The sequence below is a fragment of the Bosea sp. PAMC 26642 genome, assembly GCF_001562255.1.
Classification (GTDB): Bacteria; Pseudomonadota; Alphaproteobacteria; order Rhizobiales; family Beijerinckiaceae; genus Allobosea.
In genome coordinates, this window is the sequence record NZ_CP014301.1 from 1,203,925 (window position 1) to 1,222,669 (window position 18,745).

18 protein-coding genes are annotated in these 18,745 nt (G+C 65.1%); 11 read left to right on the forward strand and 7 right to left on the reverse strand.

Translation table 11 applies throughout. The annotated features are described in order from the left end of the window. Positions 1 to 4 precede the first annotated feature (4 nt). The gene (gene ade / locus AXW83_RS05595; RefSeq protein WP_066611364.1) at positions 5 to 1,705 is read right to left on the reverse strand and encodes an adenine deaminase; all 1,701 of its coding nucleotides are present in this window, start codon (positions 1,703 to 1,705) and stop codon (positions 5 to 7) included. Positions 1,706 to 1,827: 122 nt separating this feature from the next. On the opposite strand from ade, the gene AXW83_RS05600 reads away from it, so the two are divergent. The 3 genes from AXW83_RS05600 to gatA all read left to right on the forward strand — a co-directional run bounded on the left by AXW83_RS05600 (position 1,828) and on the right by gatA (position 4,485). Further along, complete coding sequence (locus AXW83_RS05600) at positions 1,828 to 2,526, forward strand: metal-dependent hydrolase (protein ID WP_066611366.1); 699 nt, start codon at positions 1,828 to 1,830, stop codon at positions 2,524 to 2,526. 72 nt (positions 2,527 to 2,598) lie between these two features. Then, entirely contained in the window at positions 2,599 to 2,886 is a 288-nt protein-coding gene (gatC, locus tag AXW83_RS05605; protein ID WP_066611368.1) for an Asp-tRNA(Asn)/Glu-tRNA(Gln) amidotransferase subunit GatC, read from the forward strand. A gap of 84 nt (positions 2,887 to 2,970) precedes the next feature. Continuing rightward, on the forward strand, positions 2,971 to 4,485 hold the full coding sequence (gatA, locus tag AXW83_RS05610) for an Asp-tRNA(Asn)/Glu-tRNA(Gln) amidotransferase subunit GatA (RefSeq protein WP_066611370.1): 1,515 nt from the start codon (positions 2,971 to 2,973) through the stop codon (positions 4,483 to 4,485). 158 nt (positions 4,486 to 4,643) lie between these two features. Here gatA and AXW83_RS05615 read toward each other — a convergent pair whose 3' ends face one another. From AXW83_RS05615 to AXW83_RS05625, 3 genes are all read right to left on the reverse strand, one after another. Further along, positions 4,644 to 5,360: a glycine-rich domain-containing protein gene (locus tag AXW83_RS05615; protein ID WP_210179648.1), complete on the reverse strand. Its 717-nt coding sequence runs from the start codon at positions 5,358 to 5,360 to the stop codon at positions 4,644 to 4,646. Between the two features lie 42 nt (positions 5,361 to 5,402). Next, a complete protein-coding gene (locus AXW83_RS05620) occupies positions 5,403 to 8,600 on the reverse strand; it encodes an efflux RND transporter permease subunit (protein WP_066611372.1) in 3,198 nt (1,065 codons plus the stop codon). 72 nt (positions 8,601 to 8,672) lie between these two features. Beyond that, positions 8,673 to 9,830, reverse strand: coding sequence for an efflux RND transporter periplasmic adaptor subunit (locus AXW83_RS05625; RefSeq protein ID WP_066611373.1), 1,158 nt, complete (start codon positions 9,828 to 9,830; stop codon positions 8,673 to 8,675). Between the two features lie 242 nt (positions 9,831 to 10,072). On the opposite strand from AXW83_RS05625, the gene gatB reads away from it, so the two are divergent. Genes gatB through AXW83_RS05640 form a run of 3 tightly spaced genes read left to right on the forward strand, consistent with a single transcriptional unit; the run spans position 10,073 to position 12,594 of the window. Next, positions 10,073 to 11,566, forward strand: coding sequence for an Asp-tRNA(Asn)/Glu-tRNA(Gln) amidotransferase subunit GatB (gatB, locus tag AXW83_RS05630; protein ID WP_066611374.1), 1,494 nt, complete (start codon positions 10,073 to 10,075; stop codon positions 11,564 to 11,566). Then, positions 11,563 to 12,069 carry a GNAT family N-acetyltransferase gene (locus AXW83_RS05635; protein ID WP_066611375.1) on the forward strand — a complete coding sequence of 169 codons (507 nt, stop codon included), beginning with the start codon at positions 11,563 to 11,565 and terminating at the stop codon, positions 12,067 to 12,069. Before gatB ends, AXW83_RS05635 begins: the two co-directional genes overlap by 4 nt. A gap of 27 nt (positions 12,070 to 12,096) precedes the next feature. Beyond that, the gene (locus AXW83_RS05640) at positions 12,097 to 12,594 is read left to right on the forward strand and encodes a GNAT family N-acetyltransferase (RefSeq protein WP_236841828.1); all 498 of its coding nucleotides are present in this window, start codon (positions 12,097 to 12,099) and stop codon (positions 12,592 to 12,594) included. A gap of 24 nt (positions 12,595 to 12,618) precedes the next feature. Here AXW83_RS05640 and AXW83_RS05645 read toward each other — a convergent pair whose 3' ends face one another. Then, the gene (locus tag AXW83_RS05645) at positions 12,619 to 12,951 is read right to left on the reverse strand and encodes a hypothetical protein (protein ID WP_066611377.1); all 333 of its coding nucleotides are present in this window, start codon (positions 12,949 to 12,951) and stop codon (positions 12,619 to 12,621) included. A 219-nt stretch (positions 12,952 to 13,170) separates the two neighbouring features. Between AXW83_RS05645 and AXW83_RS05650 the strand changes: the two genes are divergently transcribed. Then, complete coding sequence (locus AXW83_RS05650) at positions 13,171 to 13,878, forward strand: glutathione S-transferase N-terminal domain-containing protein (protein ID WP_066611381.1); 708 nt, start codon at positions 13,171 to 13,173, stop codon at positions 13,876 to 13,878. Positions 13,879 to 13,945: 67 nt separating this feature from the next. Here the strand turns inward: AXW83_RS05650 and AXW83_RS05655 are convergent, their stop codons facing one another. Next, positions 13,946 to 14,335, reverse strand: a complete 390-nt coding sequence (locus AXW83_RS05655; protein ID WP_066611383.1) for a DUF2147 domain-containing protein — start codon at positions 14,333 to 14,335, stop codon at positions 13,946 to 13,948. A gap of 45 nt (positions 14,336 to 14,380) precedes the next feature. On the opposite strand from AXW83_RS05655, the gene AXW83_RS05660 reads away from it, so the two are divergent. The 3 genes from AXW83_RS05660 to ndk all read left to right on the forward strand — a co-directional run bounded on the left by AXW83_RS05660 (position 14,381) and on the right by ndk (position 15,472). Next, the gene (locus AXW83_RS05660) at positions 14,381 to 14,557 is read left to right on the forward strand and encodes a hypothetical protein (protein ID WP_156639823.1); all 177 of its coding nucleotides are present in this window, start codon (positions 14,381 to 14,383) and stop codon (positions 14,555 to 14,557) included. A gap of 134 nt (positions 14,558 to 14,691) precedes the next feature. Beyond that, positions 14,692 to 14,961, forward strand: coding sequence for an SEL1-like repeat protein (locus tag AXW83_RS05665; RefSeq protein WP_066611385.1), 270 nt, complete (start codon positions 14,692 to 14,694; stop codon positions 14,959 to 14,961). 88 nt (positions 14,962 to 15,049) lie between these two features. Continuing rightward, positions 15,050 to 15,472, forward strand: coding sequence for a nucleoside-diphosphate kinase (ndk, locus tag AXW83_RS05670; RefSeq protein ID WP_066611386.1), 423 nt, complete (start codon positions 15,050 to 15,052; stop codon positions 15,470 to 15,472). Positions 15,473 to 15,568: 96 nt separating this feature from the next. Here the strand turns inward: ndk and AXW83_RS05675 are convergent, their stop codons facing one another. Then, positions 15,569 to 16,393: a MipA/OmpV family protein gene (locus tag AXW83_RS05675; protein WP_066611388.1), complete on the reverse strand. Its 825-nt coding sequence runs from the start codon at positions 16,391 to 16,393 to the stop codon at positions 15,569 to 15,571. Between the two features lie 241 nt (positions 16,394 to 16,634). Here AXW83_RS05675 and AXW83_RS05680 point away from each other — a divergent pair, with 241 nt between their 5' ends. Further along, a complete protein-coding gene (locus AXW83_RS05680) occupies positions 16,635 to 18,722 on the forward strand; it encodes a molybdopterin-containing oxidoreductase family protein (protein ID WP_066611390.1) in 2,088 nt (695 codons plus the stop codon). The last annotated feature ends 23 nt before the right edge of the window (positions 18,723 to 18,745 follow it).

Genomic DNA, 18,745 nt, shown 5'->3' on the forward strand with positions numbered 1-18,745 from the left:
TCGATCAGACGAAGTCGAACGTATCGACATCGACCAGCCCCTTGTCGGTGATCTTCAGATGCGGGATCACCGGTAGGGTCAGGAAAGCGACCTGCAGGAAAGGTTCGGCCAGCACCACCCCGAGCGCCTTGGCGGCGGCCCTCAAATCCTCCAGCCCATGCCGCACCGTCTCGAAAGGCTGGTCGCTCATCAGGCCCGCGATCGGCAGGGCCAGTTCGGCTAGGACCTTCCCGCCATCGGCAACCGCAAAGCCGCCACCGATCTCGACCAGCCGGTTCGCGGCCGCCGCCATCGAGGCCTCGTCGACGCCCACCACGCAGAGATTATGGCTGTCATGCCCGACCGACGAGGCGATGGCGCCATGCTTCATCCCGAAGCCATGCACGAACCCGGTCGCGATGCCGCCGTTGATGCCGTGGCGTTCGATCACCGCGACTCTGACGGCGTCCTGCTCCAGATCCGGCAGGGCCTTGCCGCCCTGTTCCGGCAGGCGCATGGCGAGGCGTTCGGTGATGATCCGTCCCGGCACGACACCGATCACCGGCGTTTCGCCCTTGCGGGCCGCGACCTCGAAATCCTCCAGCTGCAACCGGCGGCTCTTCACCGAGCCCAGCCCTACCTGCGCGACCGCGCTTCGATCTGCAAACAGAGCATCCTCGACCAGCTTGCCGCCGGCAAAGACCTGGCGAACCCCGCAGGCCGCCAGATCGTCGATCAGCACGATGTCGGCCCGCTTCCCCGGTGCGATGAAGCCCCTGTCGAACAGCCCGAAATTCCGCGCGGCCGAGAGCGTCGCGACGCGATAGGTCGCGAGAATGTCGGCGCCATGGGCGATGGCGGTGCGGATCATGTAGTCGAGATGGCCTTCCTCGCCGATGTCGAGCGGATTGCGGTCGTCGGTGCAGAAGGCGAGGAAGGGAGAGGCGTCGCGCGTGATCAGCGGGATCAGGGCGTGAAGGTCTTTCGAGACCGAACCCTCGCGAATCAGGATCGCCATGCCCTTGGCGAGTTTTTCGCGGGCCTCGTCGGCTGTGGTGGTCTCGTGGTCAGTACGGATGCCGGCTGCGAGATAGCCATTCAGGTCCATGCCGCGTACCAGCGGCGCGTGGCCGTCAATATGCTTGTGCGAGAACGCCTCCAGCTTGGCGAGACAGCCTGTATCGCAGTTCAGCACGCCGGGGAAGTTCATGAACTCGGCCAGACCGATGACCTTGGGATGGTCGATGAAGGGCGTCAGGTCACCGGCTTCGAGCCGGGCGCCGGCCGTCTCCAGATGTGTCGCCGGTACGCAGCTCGACAGCTGCACGCGCAGATCCATTCGCATCGCCTCGGCGCAGGCCAGAAAATAGGCGATGCCCGCGACGCCCAGCACATTGGCGATCTCGTGCGGATCGCAAATCGCGGTGGTAACGCCGTGGGGCAGCACGCAGCGCTCGAATTCCAGCGGCGTCACGAGCGACGATTCGACATGGAGATGCGTGTCGATGAAGCCGGGCACGGCGATGAGACCGGCGGCGTCGAAGGTGGCCTGGCCTTCATAGCGGCCATAGGTCCCGACGATCGTGTCGCCGCAGAGCGCGATGTCGCTCTCGACCAGCGCGCCGGTGACGAGATCAAACAGCATTGCGCCCCGGATGACGAGATCGGCGGGCTCGTCGCCGCGTCCCTGGGCGATCCGGCGGGCGAGTGTGGCGGCATCGGTCATGCGGCATGGTCCATGGCAAGCGGGGGCTGGGAGGGTGCACGTCCCGCTCGCGATTGTCGACTTGGAGCCCGGCCATCGGCGGCATAGAACGTCAGCGAAACCCGTCCTGCCTGGAGCCTCACATGAAACTCACCTGGTTCGGCCATTCCGCCTTTCGCATCGATATCGCCGGGGCGTCCCTGCTGATCGACCCGTTCCTCACCGGCAACCCGTCCTTCGAGGGCGATGTCGCGACGGCGGCCAAGGGCGTCAGCCATATCGTCATCACCCATGGCCATTTCGACCATATCGGCGATGCGCTCGCCATCGTCGAGGCCAACGACGCCACGGTGATCACGAACTACGATCTGTGCATGTATCTCGCCTCGAAAGGCCTGAAATCGTTCCAGCCGATGGGGGCGGGCGGTACGGTCGATCTGGGCGCCTTCAGCGTCACCCTGGTGCGGGCCGATCATTCGTCGGGCATGGTCGAGGCCGGCGTCGGCTTTCCGCTCGGCAACCCCAATGGCGCGATCATCAAGGCCAGGGGCGAGAAAACGCTCTGGCATATGGGCGATACCGACATCTTCTCCGATATGGCGCTGATCAGCGAACTTCACGGCGTCGAGATCTGCATCTGCCCGGTCGGCGACCGCTTCACCATGGGCGGCAAGGTTGCCGCGCTCGCCATGACGCGCTTCGTCAAGCCGAAGACCGCGATTCCGTGCCATTACGGCTCTTTTCCGATCATCGATCCCAACGCCGATGCCTTCGTTGCCGGGCTGAAGGGCAGCGATGTGCAGGCGCTGGTGCCGGTGAAGGGCGAAGCTGTCACCCTTTGATCGTCAAGTCGGTACTGACTTGGCGTTTTGCCCGCGCTATAGCGCGGGCAAATCATTTTTCAGGAGCCCGCCATGTCGGTCGATCTCGCCACCGTCAAACGCGTCGCGCATCTGGCGCGCATTGCCGTGCCGGAGGCTGATCTGCCCAAGCTCCAAGGCGAGATCAACGCGATTCTCGGCTTCGTCGAGCAGTTGAACGAGGTCGACGTCTCCGGCGTCGAGCCGTTGACCTCGATCATGCCGATGGCGATGAAGCAGCGCGAGGACGTGGTCACGGACGGCGAGATCGCCGAGCGGATCGTCGCCAATGCGCCCGCGTCCGAGGACAATTATTTTATGGTGCCGAAGGTGATCGAATAGGCGCGGGACGCGCTATTCGATCACCCCGGACGCGCGGAGCGCGATCCGGGGTCTCCCGACCAATATTAACGCCGGATATTGCCCGTGACCGATCTCACCCGCCTGACCCTGACCGAGGCCCGCGATGGGCTGAAGGCCAAAGCCTTTTCCGCGACCGAGCTGACCAGGGCGCATATCGACGCCGTCGAGAAGGCGCGCGCCCTCAATGCCTATGTGCTGGAAACCCCTGAGCACGCCCTGAAGCAGGCCGCGGCCTCCGACGACAAGCTCTCCAAAGGCGAGGGCGGCCCGCTCGAAGGCCTGCCGCTCGGCATCAAAGACCTGTTCGCGACGCAAGGGATACGCACCACCGCCTGCTCCAGGATTCTAGGCAACTTCGTGCCTCCCTATGAATCGACCGTCTCCGGCCAGCTCTGGCGCGACGGCGCGGTCATGCTCGGCAAACTCAACAACGACGAATTCGCCATGGGCTCGTCCAACGAGACCAGCGCCTTCGGCAGTGTTGTGAACCCCTGGCGCCGTACCGGTTCCAATGTCTCGGCGGGGCAGGGTGGCGCGGTCGAGGGCAACCATCTCGTTCCCGGCGGTTCCTCCGGTGGTTCCGCTTCGGCCGTGGCGGCCGATCTCTGCCTCGCCGCGACCGCGACCGACACGGGCGGCTCGATCCGCCAGCCGGCCGCCTTTACCGGCACTGTCGGCATCAAGCCGACCTATGGTCGCTGCTCGCGCTGGGGCATCGTCGCTTTCGCCTCATCGCTCGATCAGGCCGGCCCGATCGGCAAGACGGTACGCGATTGCGCCGTGATGCTGCGCTCCATGGCAGGCCATGATCCCAAGGACACGACCTCAGTCGACATCGCGGTGCCCGACTACGAGAAGGCCGTCGGCCGCTCGGTCAAGGGTATGAAGATCGGTATTCCCAAGGAATACCGGCTCGACGGTCTCAATGCCGAGATCGACGCGCTCTGGCAGCAGGGCATCGAATGGCTGAAAAGCGCCGGCGCCGAGATCGTCGAAATCTCGCTTCCGCATACGAAATACGCCTTGCCCGCTTACTACATCGTGGCGCCCGCCGAGGCCTCCTCGAACCTCGCCCGCTATGACGGCGTTCGCTACGGCCTGCGCGAACCCGGCCGCGACATCGTCGAGATGTATGAGAAGACCCGCGCCGAGGGCTTTGGCGCCGAGGTCAAGCGCCGCATCATGATCGGCACCTATGTCCTCTCGGCCGGCTATTACGACGCCTATTATCTACGCGCGCAGAAGGTCCGCACCCTGATCAAGCGCGACTTCGACGAGGCCTATGCCGCCGGCATCGACGCGGTGCTGACGCCTGCGACGCCCTCGGCGGCCTTCGGCATCGGCGAGAAGGGCTCTTCGGACCCGGTCGAGATGTATCTCAACGACATCTTCACGGTGACGGTGAACATGGCCGGCCTTCCCGGCATCGCGGTGCCCGCCGGCCTCGACGGGCAGGGCCTGCCGCTCGGGCTGCAGCTGATCGGGCGCCCCTTCGACGAGGAGACGCTGTTCTCGCTCGGGCAGGTGATCGAGGATGCGGCGGGTCGCTTCCCGGTCAGCGAGCGCTGGTGGGGCTGAACCGCTTCGGATATCGAGCCCTCATCCTGAGGAGTCATTCCGTCAGGAATGGCGTCTCGAAGGATGCTCCAGATGGCTCTGGAGACTCCTGGACCATCCTTCGAGACGCCGCTTCGCGGCTCCTCAGGATGAGGGCTGGGAAGATCGCGACGGCTCCGTCAATCCCCGCCGCCTCCGCCGCAGCCACCGCCGTCGCCGCCCCCATCGCTTGATCCGCTGTCGGAGCTGCCGCCGTCGGACCGGCCGCTATCTCCCATCCCATCCGTCCCGCCATCGTAGGAACTGCTCGAAAAGTCGCCACCGCATTGCGAGCCGGCGTCGCCGTTGCGGCGCAGTTGCGCGCAGTCGGGCTCGTAGCGGTAGCCGCCGGGGATGTTGAGCTTGGTGTCGAGCGCGAAGAGCAGCGGCAGGCGTGTCGGCTTGACCGGGTTGATGCCGTCCAGCCGGCAGCAATACAGCCAGACGCGGCGCAGGCCCGCATTGTCCTTTTTACGACCCTGGGCGAGGGCGACCGCCGGGGTGTGATGCAGGAAACCGCAGAAAGCCTCCTGGCAGAACGCCTGATAGGCCCGGGTGTAGAGGATGAACTCGTGCCAGAGGTCGTCGGCGACCTGCGAAGGCATCGCAACATAGACGCGGCCGCTGTTGAGATAGGCCAGGAAGAACTGCCGCAAGCCCTGCGCCACCAGCGCGCTCTCCTTGCGGGTGAAGCCGCGGTGATGCGCGGCGAGCTTGTCGAGCAGCCCCGGCGGCCATTCATAGGTCCGGATGTATTCGGCGCGCTGCAGCCGGCGATAGGTCGGCACGAACAGCGCCGCCGCGATCAGGATCGTCGCCAAGGGTAGCGCGACGAGGCCGATCATCCAGGTCGCCATGGCCGCCCCCGTCGCGTCAGATTCGAGACGGGGGCGATCCAATCACGGGTGAGCGGCGGATGCATCCCCATGCGGCGGCTCTGCGGGCGTCTTCTTTTTGCCGAGATCCGCCAACCAGCGCACCACGACATAGAAGACGGGCGTGAAGATCAGCCCGAAGAAGGTCACGCCGACCATGCCGGAGAACACCGCGATGCCCATCGCCTGGCGCATTTCCGAACCCGCGCCTGTCGAGATCGTCAGCGGCAGCACGCCGAGGATGAAGGCGAGCGACGTCATCAGGATCGGCCGCAACCGCGTGCGGGCGGCAGCGATCGCCGCTTCGCGCCGGTTCATGCCTTCCTCTTCGGCCTGCTTGGCGAACTCGACGATCAGAATGGCGTTCTTGGCCGCGAGGCCGACCAGCACGACGAGGCCGATATCGACCAGGATGTTGCGGTCGAGCCCCTGCTGGTTCACCCCGATCATCGCCGCGAGAATGCACATCGGCACGATCAGGATGACCGCCAGCGGCAGCATCCAGCTTTCATAGAGCGCCGCCAGCAGCAGGAAGACAAAGACCACGGCAAGCCCGAAGGCGATGATCGCCGTGTTGCCCGCGAGCTTCTCCTGCAGCGCGATCTCGGTCCATTCGAAGCCGAAGCCCGTGGGCAGGCGTTCGGCCGCGATTTTCTCGATCGCGGCGATGCCCTGTCCCGTCGAGAAGCCGCGCGCCATCGAAAGCTGCACCTCGGCCGCCGGATAGAGGTTGTAGCGCGGCACGCGATAGGCGCCGGTGGTGTCCGAGAAGGAGGCGACCGAGCCGATCGGCACCATCTCGCCATCGGCGTTACGGGTCTTCAGATTGGCGACGTCGCGCAGGTCGAGACGGAACGGGTTGTCGGCCTGCGCCGTCACCCGGTAGGTCCGTCCGAGCAGGTTGAAGTCGTTGATATAGGCCGAGCCCATATAGACCGAGAGCGTCTCGAAGACGCGCGTGATCGGCACGCCGAGCATCTCGGCCTTGGTGCGGTCGATATCGGCGAAGACCTGCGGCGTCTTGGTGGAGAACAGGGTGAAGGGCTGCTGGATGCCGGGAACCTGCCCGGCCGAGCCTGCCACCACCCAGGTCGCGCCTTCGAGCGCCGCCAACCCACGTCCAGAGCGATCCTGGACATAGCCCTTGAGGCCGCCGCCGGTGCCGATGCCCGGCACCGCCGGAGGCGGGATCACCAGCGCGAAGGCCTCGCTGATGGCAAACATCTGCTGGCGCAGATCGGCGAGAATCCCGTCCGACGTCAGCTTCTGCTTGGTGCGCTCCTCGAACGGGGCGAGCGTCACGAAGATCACGCCCGTATTCGGCGCGATGGTGAAGGTCGCGCCGTCCAGGCCGGCGAAGGCGACCGCATGGACGACGCCCGGGCGCGACAGCACTACGTCGGTAGCCTTGCGGATCACCGCATCTGTGCGCGTCAGCGATGCGCCCGGCGGCAACTGGAAGGCGACGATGAAGTAGCCGCGATCGAGCTGCGGCACGAGGCCGGTCGGCGTTTTGCCGATCTCCCAGACAGTGGCAGCGATCAGCCCGGAATAGACGATCAGCAAGATCGCCGAGAACCGGATCAAGCGCGAGGTCACCGAGCCATAGCTGCGCGAGAGCCAGTCGAAGCCCTTGTTGAAATAGTGGAAGAAGCCGCGCACGGGCGTGCCCAGTGCGTAGATGAAGCCCTTCTTCTGGCCCTCGTCATGGCCGTGCGGCTTGAGCAGCAGAGCCGCCAGCGCCGGCGACAGCGTCAGAGAAACGAAGCAGGAGATCGCCGTCGAGGCTGCGATGGTCACGGCGAACTGCTGGTAGAAAGTGCCCTGCAGGCCGCTGATGAAGGCCGTCGGGATGAACACGGCGCAGAGCACGAGCGCGATCGCGAGCAGGGCGCCGCCGACCTCGTCCATGGTCTTGTGCGCAGCGTCCTTCGCCGACATGCCCTGGGCCAGATAGCGCTCGACGTTCTCGACGACGACGATCGCATCGTCGACGACGATGCCGATGGCAAGCACCAGAGCGAGCAGCGAGATCGTGTTGAAGGAGATGCCGACCGCGCTCATCACCAGGAAGGTGCCGACGAGCGAAACCGGAATCGCGATGATCGGGATGATCGCCGCGCGCCAGGTCTGGAGGAAGAGAATCACGACGATGACGACGAGTGCGATAGCCTCGATCAGCGTATGAACCACGGCGCTGACCGATTCGCCGATGAACTCGGTCGGGTTGTAGATGATGCGGTGCTCGACCCCGGTGGGGAATTCGCGCGCCATGCCGTCCATGGTCTTGATCAGCGTCTCGGCGGTGGCGAGCGCGTTCGAGCCCGGCCGCTGGAAGATGCCGATGGCGACCGCGTTCTGGTTATCGAGATAGGCGTTTGTGGTGTAGTCCTGCGAGCCGAGTTCGACGCGCGCAATGTCGCGGATGCGGATCGTGCCGCCATTGGCGTCGGAGCGCACGACGATGTTCTCGAACTCGGCGATGTCGGTCAGGCGCCCGAGCGTGTTGACCGAGAGCTGGAACGCTCCGTCCGACTTCGCCGGCGGCTGGTTGATCGCACCCGCGGCGACCTGGATGTTGGCGGCCCGCAGCGCGGCGACAACGTCTCCGGCCGTCAGGTTGCGCGAAGACACCTTGGCGGGGTCGAGCCAGACCCGCATCGAGAAGTCACGCGCGCCGAAAACCTGCACATTGCCGACGCCTTCGACGCGGGTCAGCACGTCCTTCACATAAAGCGTCGCATAGTTGGAGACATACTGAGCGTCGCGCGAGCCGTCCGGCGAGATCATGTTGATGACCATCATCAGGTCCGGCGAGGCCTTGCGGGTCTGGAGCCCGAAGCTGCGCACCTCCTGCGGCAGGCGCGGCTCGGCCGCCGAGACGCGGTTCTGCACCAGCACCTGGGCCTGATCGATGTCCGTGCCGGCCTTGAACACGACGTTGATGGTCACGCGCCCGTCGCCGGTCGACTGCGACTGGATGTAGAGCATGTCGTCGACGCCATTGACCTCCTGCTCGATCGGCGTCGCGACGGTGGCGGCGACGACCTCGGCCGAGGCGCCCGGATAGGTCGCGGTGATGGAGACGGTCGGCGGTGCGATCTCCGGATACTCGGCGATCGGCAGACCGCGCTGGGCGATGGCCCCCGCGATCGTCAGAAGAACCGACAGCACGGTCGCAAAGATCGGCCGGTCGATGAAGAAATGGGCGAAGCGGAACATGAAATGTGTCCTGGCCTGAAAGTCAGGCGGACGGCCGGTGGACCGTCCGAGGTGCGATGGCGAAGCGGCCGGTCAGTTCGTCGCGGCGGGCTTGATTTCGCCGGGTTGCGGCGTGACGGTCGCTCCCGGCCGCACCATCGGGTTGGCGAAGCCCCCGATGACGACCTTGTCCCCCGGCGTCAGGCCGCTACGGATGACGCGCAACCCGTCGCTCATCTGGCCCAGTACGACAGGCTTGGGCACGATCTTGTTTTCGGGGCCGACGGTCAGGACGACCTTGTTGGCTTGGTCAGAGACGATGACGCTGTCGGGAACGAGCAGGCCGTCGGCCTCGCCCGAAAAGACCCGCAGCCGTCCAAAGGTGCCCGGTGTCAGGAACTGGTCCGCATTGGCGAAGACGACGCGGCCGCGAATCGTTCCCGACCGCGCATTGAGCGCGTTGTCGACGAAATCGATCTTGCCGCGGCGCTTCCACTCCACTTCGTCCGAGAGGCGCACCTCGGCGGAGGTGCCGTCTTCGCGCGAGGCGACCTTGCGCAGGTCACCTGTCCGGCGGGAATAGCGGAGATAGTCGGCCTCCGACGAGTCGAAGGTGAAATAGATCGGATCGACCGCCACGATCGTCGTCAGCAGGGTCGCGCCGGACTGCCCGCCTGCGATCAGGTTGCCCGGATCGACGCGGCGGTTGGAGATGCGTCCAGCCAGCGACGCGCGCACCTGCGTCCATTCCAGATTGAGTTCGGCCGTCTTGAGATTGGCCTCCGCGCCCTGCAGCGAGCCGATCGCACTGTTGAGGTTGGCGCGGCGCTGATCGACGTCGCGGGCCGTGATGGTGCGGTTCTGGGTGAGAGCCTCGGCGCGCTCGACTTCGTTTTGCGCCAGATCCACCTGAGCCTTGGCGCGGGCGACCTCGGCGCGCGAGGCGTCGACCGACAAGACATAGGGACGCGGGTCGATAGTGAAGAGCAGATCGCCCTTCTTGACCAGGTCGCCGTCCTTGAAGTGTAGGGAATCGAGGAAGCCGGAGACGCGCGCGCGCACCTCGACCTGTTCGCTCGCCTCGAAGCGACCGGTGAACTCGTCCCAGTTCGTCACGCGCTTGGCGAGCGGGGCTGAAACCTGGACCGGCGGGGCGGGCGGGGCGCCCTGGGCGAGGACGGATCCTGAGGTCAGCGCGATGGCGGCCATATGGACAGCGAGCGCCAGACCCGACGAGCGGCGGTTTTGCATGGGAAACTCCGGATGGCACGACCGGCACAACCTGATCCGGTTTCCGGGCTTTGCCGCAAAAGAAAGGCGATACTGACGATTGTCAAGATCCATCACTCGACATGGCATCAGTTTGCGAGAGGGTGGGCCAGAATGCAGCCAGGGCGTGACAGGAGCGCAACAGGCGCTTGCCGCCCGCGCTCCGAAATCGTAACCGGTAGGCAGATTTACCGAGCAGCAGACCTATAAGCAGAAAGACGACGATGAACGCGCATGTCCGCCCCGCCGACCCCAAAAAGCTGATCAAGGGCGCGACCGGCGACTGGGAAGTTGTGATCGGCATGGAGATCCACGCCCAGGTGACCTCCAATGCCAAACTGTTCTCGGGCGCGGCCACCGCTTTCGGAGCCGAACCCAACGAGCATGTCAGCCTGGTCGATGCCGCCATGCCCGGTATGTTGCCTGTGATCAATGCGGAATGCGTGCGCCAGGCCGTTCGCACGGGTCTAGGTCTGAACGCCCTGATCAACAAGCGCTCGGTCTTCGACCGCAAGAATTACTTCTATCCCGATCTGCCGCAGGGTTACCAGATCAGCCAGTATAAAAGTCCGATCGTTGGCGAAGGCGAGATTGTCGTCGATCTGTCGCCGACCGAGCAGATCATCGTCGGCATCGAGCGGCTGCATCTGGAGCAGGACGCCGGCAAGTCAATGCACGACCAGCACCCGACCATGTCCTTCGTCGATCTCAATCGCTCGGGCGTCGCCCTGATGGAAATCGTGTCGCGGCCCGATCTGCGCTCGGCCGACGAAGCGCGCGCCTTCGTCACGAAACTCCGGACCATCCTGCGCTATCTCGGCACGTGCGACGGCGACATGGAAAAAGGCAACCTGCGCGCCGACGTCAACGTCTCGGTCCGCAAGCCGGGCGCCGAGCTCGGCACGCGCTGCGAAATCAAGAACGTCAACTCGATCCGCTTCATCGGCCAGGCCGTCGAGGTCGAGGCCCGCCGTCAGATCGGCATCCTGGAGGATGGCGGCAGCATCGATCAGGAGACGCGGCTCTACGACCCGGCCAAGTCAGAGACACGCTCGATGCGCTCGAAGGAAGAGGCGCATGACTACCGCTATTTTCCCGACCCCGATCTGCTGCCGCTCGAATTCGACGACGCCTTCGTCGCGGAACTCAAGGTGCATCTGCCGGAGCTGCCGGACGCCAAGAAGGCGCGCTTCATCGCCGAATACGGGCTGTCGCCCTATGACGCCTCGGTACTCGTCGCCGAGCGCGAGCAGGCCGACTATTTCGAAGCGGTCGCCAAAGGCCGGGATGGCAAGGCTGCCGCCAACTGGGTGATCAACGAGCTCTTCGGCCGCCTCAACAAGGAAGGTCAGGACGTCACGACGTCGCCGGTCTCGGCTGCGCAGCTCGGCGGGCTGGTCGATCTGATCGGCGAGGGCGTCATCTCCGGCAGGATCGCCAAGGATCTGTTCGAGATCCTCTGGTCGGAAGCAGAAAGCGGACCTTTGGACCCGCGTCAGATCGTCGAGATGCGCGGCATGAAGCAGGTCACCGACACCGGCGCCATCGAAAAAGCGGTGGACGAACTGATCGCCGCCAATCCCGACAAGGTCGAGCAGGTCAAGCTGAAGCCGACCATGCTGGGCTGGTTCGTCGGCCAGGCGATGAAGGCCTCGGGCGGCAAGGCCAACCCGCAGGCCCTGAACGAGATCCTGAAAGCCAAGCTGGGCATCGAGTGACGCCGGACGGCCTCATCATCCGCGACGCCGAAGCCGCCGACCTGCCGGCGGTGCGCGGTCTGCTGGTCGAGACCTGGCACGCCACCTATGACGGCATCTATGGCTGGCAGCGCGTTGCCGAAATCACCAATGCCTGGCATTCGCTCGACAATCTGAGCGCCCAGCTCGACCGCCAGAGCGGCGCCTTCCTGGTCGCGTTGGTCGAAGGCGAGATCGTTGCGACGTCCTCGGCGCGGCTGGAGCAGGATCGGGCTGCACTGCTGACGCGGCTCTACGTCCTGCCGACCTGGCAGGGTGTCGGCATCGGCCGCACGCTGCTGCAGGTGACGCTCGCCTGCTTTCCCCAGGCGCCGGTCGCGCGCCTCGAGGTCGAGAGCCAGAACGAACCGGCGATCGCCTTCTACGAGCGCATGGGCTTCTTCCTGCAGCGCCAGGCCCGTTTCGACGGCCGAGACGACACGCCCAATACGCTGCTGATGGCCAAGCGCCTGTTTGCCGAATAGCCCATTCAGCCCCATTCCCGATCAGGCATGACCATGACGATCAGAAATCCGAGCGATCTTGACGGCATCGCCATCCGCCTCGCCCGCCGCGAGGACGTGGCGCGCATCGCCGAGCTGATCATGCTCGGTGCTGCTGCGCCCACGCAGACGGCAGAAGAGATCGCCGCCGAGGCGCGGCACCCCGATTATGCGCGCGCCTTTGACGAGATCGAGGCCAGCCCGGACAACACGCTGTTCGTGGCCGAACGTGCCGGCGAGGTCGTCGGCACCTTTCAGGTCACGATCATTCCGGGGCTGGTCGCGCGCGGACGACAGCGCGCCAAGATCGAGAGCGTCCACGTCGCGCCCGAAAGCCGCGGCGCCGGGATCGGAGCCGTCATGGTCCGGCACGCGCTCGCTTTCGCCAGGGAGCGCGGCGCCGGGCTGGTCGAGCTGACCTCGAACAAGTCGCGCAAGGACGCGCACCGCTTCTACAGGCAGCTCGGCTTTGACCAGAGCCACGAAGGCTTCAAGATCGTGGTCTGAAGCCGCGGTCCGGGCACGCCGATATCAGCGCCCCTGCGCCGCCAGCCGCTTGCGGCACTCGACCGAATATTTGATCCAGTTGTAGCCCTTCTTCGTCAGGGCCTCCTTGTCGGCCCGCCATTCCGCCCCGCAACTGCGCAGCCGCTCGTCGTTCTTGAGCTGGGCCTCGGAGCGGGGACGCTTCGGCTTGGCCGTCTCGGTCGCGGGAGCAGCCGCCGTCGCTGCCGGCTTGGCGCGGGCAGGGGCCGAAGGAGCGGGCGTAGTGGGCCGAGGCTGTAGGGGATTGCTGCTGGTCTGTGCGGCGGCTGGCAAGCTGAACGCGAACAGGGTAGCCGCGACAAGGAGGGTGGAGCGCATGGCGTGTGGTCCCCAGGGAGCCGGTGCGGGGCGACGGGCCCAATCCTTCGGTCGCTCGTCCGGCAGACGCAGTGTCGGCCGATATTGCGACGGAATTCAAGCGTCCGTCCGCCTTCACGACATGGCGAGCCCGCGCGGCCTGCGGCTCCGCGCCCTTTCGGGCGCAGGAGATGGCGCCTACAACTTGCCCGCGACGCAACCGCGACGGGACCGATCACGATGCCAGCCAGCCAGACCAAGCCGATCGATCTGTATTATTGGCCCACGCCAAATGGCTGGAAGATCAGCATCATGCTCGAGGAGTGCGGGCTGCCCTACAACCTTCTGCCGGTGAACATCGGCAAGGGCGACCAGTTCAAGCCCGAGTTCCTGGCGATTTCGCCCAACAACCGTATGCCGGCGATCGTCGATCCAGAAGGCCCGGACGGCAAGCCGATCTCGGTCTTTGAATCGGGTGCGATCCTGCAATATCTCGGCCGCAAGACCGGCCGGTTCTACCCGGCCGACGAGCGCGGCCGTGTCGAAGTCGATGAATGGCTGTTCTGGCAAATGGGCGGATTCGGCCCCATGCTCGGCCAGACCCATCATTTCCGGCTCTATGCGCCCGAGAAGGTACCTTACGCGATCGAGCGCTATACCAACGAGGCGAACCGGCTCTACGGCGTGCTGAACAAGCGCCTCGCCGACCGGGAGTTCATCGCCGGCACCTATTCCATCGCCGACATGGCCTGCATCGGCTGGGCGCTCGGCTGGGAGAAGCAGGGCCAGGACATCGCCCAATTCCCCCATGTCGGGCGCTGGCTCGACCGCCTCAAGGCGCGTCCGGCCGTGCAGCGCGGCCTCGCCGTCGCCTCCGAGCTGCGCAAGCCGCCCGAGCAGCGTACGCCGGAAGAGCACGCCATGCTCTTCAACCAGAAAGCGCGGTGACGGCGAGAGCGGCAACAGGCAGTCGGCAATAGGGTGGTCCGCGACTGCCGACTGCCCACTGTCTCGCTTATTCCGCCCTCGACCAGTTCACCGAACGGCAGATCAGTCCGCCGAGCACGCAGCCCGAGGTGGTCAGCTTGTCGCCGGCCAGGGTCATCGTGCCGGAATAGGTCTTGCCGTCCTCCGGATTGAAGGCGCTGCCTTTCCATTTTCCGGGGCCGTCCGGCTTCATGTCGTAGAAGATGCGCTGGCCGACCTTCGCGGGGCCGTTGGCGTCCTTCAGCCAGGACAAGGTCCCGCACATCGCTTCGCCGCATTTGACGAAGCGCACCCGCGAGGCGCCGGTCTCGCGCAGCCAGGTGCCGCCGACATCCTGGGCGAGGCCGGGGTCGACGACGGTCGTCATCAGTCCAAGCCCGATGAGCGAGCCGGCGAGGGCGTTTGATCGAGAGCGCATGGTGATCCTCCCATTTTATGACCAGCTATGCTGCATGGTTCAGATATGAACCATATCGCGGTCGGCGCCGATGGCCAAGCCGTGATGGCTGATCGCGTGGTTTTTTCCCCCGACGCGAAGCAGGGTGAATGCGCCGTCAACAGCACCGCGACCGACGATCTGCATGCGCCTTGGAAAGACGAGGGTTTTCGCGCCGGAAGCCTGAATCGAATCTTGATTTAACCGGACGATTACGTCTCGTTGAGCTTCGATTCATCTCGAATTTTAGCGCAGCCTTTAAGGACTGAGGCCAAATCTCGTTCTCACAAGCCGGGACCTTGGACGGGTGGTCGGCGCAAAAACGAGGGTGGTCTGTCATGGCACGCATGGAAATGAGCGCGATCCCGGCTTCGCTGGCGATCCCGACCGAAGCTTCGGCCGAGGCCTATTACGAACTCGGCCTGATGTATGCCGCCGGCCGCGGCGCTCCGGTCGATCTCGTCGCGGCGCAGAAATGGTTCAACGTCGCCCAGGCCCGCGGCTGCGACCGCGCCGCCACTCATCGCCAGGCGCTGGCGCTGGAGATGACACGCGACCAGATCGCCGAGGCGCTGCGCGAAGCCCGCGGTTTCCTGACGCGCCACTGAGATCGCCAAAGCCGGCACGCCTTGTGGGTCGGGGAGGGCGCCGCTATAAGCGCGCCGCATTCCCCAGATTTTCTGCAAGGATTTACCGATGGCTGTCCAGCGTACCTTTTCCATTCTCAAGCCCGACGCGACCCGGCGCAACCTGACGGGCGCGGTCAATGCGGTCATCGAGAAGGCCGGCCTGCGCATCGTTGCGCAGAAGCGCATCCACTTGACCAAGGCCCAGGCCGAAACCTTCTACGCGGTCCATTCCGAGCGCCCGTTCTTCGGCGAACTGGTGACGTTCATGACCTCGGGCCCCGTCGTCGTGCAGGTTCTCGAAGGCGAGAACGCCATCGCCGCCTATCGCGACGTCATGGGCGCGACCAACCCGGCCAATGCCGCCGAGGGCACGATCCGCAAGCTCTTCGCCGAGTCCGTCGGTGAAAACACGGCGCATGGCTCCGATGCTCCGGAAGCCGCCGCGATCGAGATCGCCCAGTTCTTCGCCGGCAACGAGATCGTCGGCTGAGCGCAACTCTCGCTCTTCCGGTCGCGAGTTCGAAAGGCGGGCCGATTGGGCCCGCCTTTTTTATGTCGAAGTATTGGAAGACTGCGGTCTACGCGATCAGAAGCCGAGGTCGAAGGAGTAGCTCGCCGAGATGCCCAGCGTGATCGAATCGCGCGAGCCGAAGGTCTTGACGATAGGGGCCCGCGCGGCATCGCCGACGAGGTGCTTGTATTCGACATAGGCCGTCGTCGAGAGGCGCTCGCTCCAGTTATAGGTCGCCTGCGCCAGCGCTCCATAGGACAGCACGCCCGAATTGAAGCGCTGCAGCAACCCACCCGTGCCGGCGAGTCCGGGAATGCTGCCGAAATAGGTCCGGACATAATCTGCGCTGGTGACGGTCATGCGCGGGCCGATTCCGAACGACCATGCATCTGCGATCCGGGTGAAGGCGTCGAGCTTGAAATCGGCCACGAGTCCGTCATGGGCGACGAACCCACGGCGAAGATCGGCGCGCGCGCGCAGCCACGAGGTCGGATAGAATTCGACGAAACCGCCGGCCTCGGCTCCGAATTTGACGTTCGGAACCGTAACGAGAGCGGCATTGGTGCTGGCCTTGCGCTCCCAGAGCAGATTGCCCGAAAAGCCGACGCGCCAGCCCTGGCCGGTAAAGAACCCGATCGAGATCGCGTCGTCCTCGGCCGACCACCATGTGCTCTTCACGCCCCGGCCGATCGAGATGATCGGCCTCGGCCTGAACATATAGTCGTCCGAGCCGAGGTAATCCGGCTGGTAGCGCAGGCCGGCGCCGAGCTTCAGATTCCAGTTCTGCACCGGTTCGGTAGAGGTGAGGGTGGAATAGTCGCCGGTCTGCGCCGAAGCAAAATTCGACGATCCGACGACAAGGCAGGCGGACAGGCCCGCGACGAACGCAACGCAACGCATAAGCTTCACTCCGACGCGACGGCGCCTCTCGAACGATGATCGCATTCAATCTGACTCGTTACCGTTAATCGCGCGTTGACGGTGGGGGCATCGCTGGCGCGGGTCGATGCGTCAAGTTGTGGCAGCTTCAAACAGATGCCCAATATCTGCCAGCACTATCGAAGCCGGCCACTCGATTCTAGACCGGGCGTGGCAGCAAAGTCGCATTCTCATTTGAGCGGTAGTCGTCTAGATATTTTTCATGACGGAATTGCCACGCATCGCGCACCTCCCCTCGGTTTGCCCGCATGACTGCCCGTCCGCCTGTTCGCTGGAGGTCGAGGTCATCGACGGCCGCAGCATCGGCCGGGTCCGCGGCTCCAAGCGACAGAGCTACACCGACGGCGTGATCTGCGCCAAGGTCGCGCGCTATTCCGAGCGGATGCACCATCCCGACCGCCTGCTGCATCCGCTGCGGCGCAGCGGGCCGAAGGGGTCGGGCCAGTTCGAGCGCATCACTTGGGACGAGGCGCTGGACGAGATCGCGCGGCGTTTCCTTGCCATCGAGGCCGAGCACGGGGCGGACGCCGTCTGGCCCTACTACTATGCCGGCACGATGGGGCTGGTGATGCGCGACGGCATCAACCGCCTGCGCCATGCCAAGCGCTATTCCGGCCAGTATTCGACGATCTGCACCACCATGGCCTGGACCGGCTTCATCGCCGGTACGGGGCGCCTCGCCGGTCCCGACCCTCGCGAAATGGCGAAATCCGATTGCGTCGTGATCTGGGGTACGAATGCCGTGCACACCCAGGTCAACGTGATGCATCACGCGATCAAGGCCCGGAAGACGCGCGGTGCCAAGATCGTCGCGATCGACATCTATCACAACGCGACGCTGGCCCAGGCCGATCTGGCGCTCGTGCTGCGCCCCGGCACCGATGCGGCGCTCGCCTGCGCCGTCATGCACATCCTCTTCCGCGACGGCCACGCCGACCGCGACTATCTTGCCAGCCATACCGATGCGCCCGGCGAACTCGAAGAGCATCTGACAAGCCGAACGCCGGAATGGGCCGCCGCTATCACCGGGCTCGACGTCGCGCAGATCGAGGAATTCGCGGCGCTGGTCGGCACCCGCAAGAAGAGCTTCTTTCGTCTAGGTTATGGCTTCGCCCGCCAGCGCAACGGCGCGGTCTCGATGCATGCGGCGCTGTGCGTGCCGACCGTCACCGGCGCCTGGCGGCATGAGGGCGGCGGTGCCTTCCACAGCAACAGCGGCATCTACAACTGGCGCAAGAGCCTGATCGAGGGCCTGGATGTCGCCGATCGCACGGTGCGCCAGCTCGATCAGTCGCAGATCGGCCGCGTCCTGACCGGCGATGCCGAGGCCTTGCGACAAGGCGGTCCCGTCAAGGCGCTCCTCATCCAGAACACCAATCCGGTCTCGGTCGCGCCCGAGCAGGAGCTTGTCAAGCAGGGCTTCGCCCGCGACGACCTGTTCACCGTCGTCCACGAGCAGTTCATGACCGAGACGGCAGCGATGGCCGACATCGTGCTACCGGCGACCCAGTTCATGGAGCATGACGACCTTTACCAGGGCGGTGGCCACCAGCACATCATGTGGGGCGGCAAGCTGGTCGAGCCGGCCGGCGAATGCCGTTCGAACCATGATCTGATCTGCGCGCTGGCCGGACGGCTGGGTGCGCAGCATCGCGGCTTCATGATGAACCCCCGCGAGATCATCGACTGGACGTTGCGCGAGAGCGGGCACGGCACGCTCGACGAGCTGATCGCCAATGATTTCCACGACGTGCAGCCGGATTTCGCCAAGGCGCATTACCTCGACGGCTTCGGCTATCGCGACCGGAAGTTCCGCTTCAAGCCGGACTGGCCGAAGGTCCCCAACGCCAATGACGGCCCGGTCGGCCCCTATGCGCGGATGCCGTCTCTGCCCGACTATTGGGACGTGCTGGAAGGTGCCGATACGCAGCACCCGTTCCGTCTGGCGACGAGCCCGGCCCGCAGCTTTCTGAACTCGACTTTCACCGAAACGCCCGGCTCGCAAAAGAAGGAGGGCCGGCCGACGCTGATGCTTCATCCGACCGATGCGGCGCGACTTGGTGTCGCGGCCGGCGACGAGATCATCGTCGGCAATCGGCGCGGCAGCGTCCATCTTCATGCCGTTCTGTTCGACGGCGTGGTGCCCGGCGTCGTCATCGCCGAGTCGATCTGGCCGAATGCGGCCCACAGACACGGGCGCGGCATCAATACGATCACCGGCGCCGACGCCGTCGCGCCGTTCGGCGGCGCGGCTTTCCACGACAATAAGGTCTGGATCAGGAAAGCGTGACCATCGCGATCTTGACCTTTTAA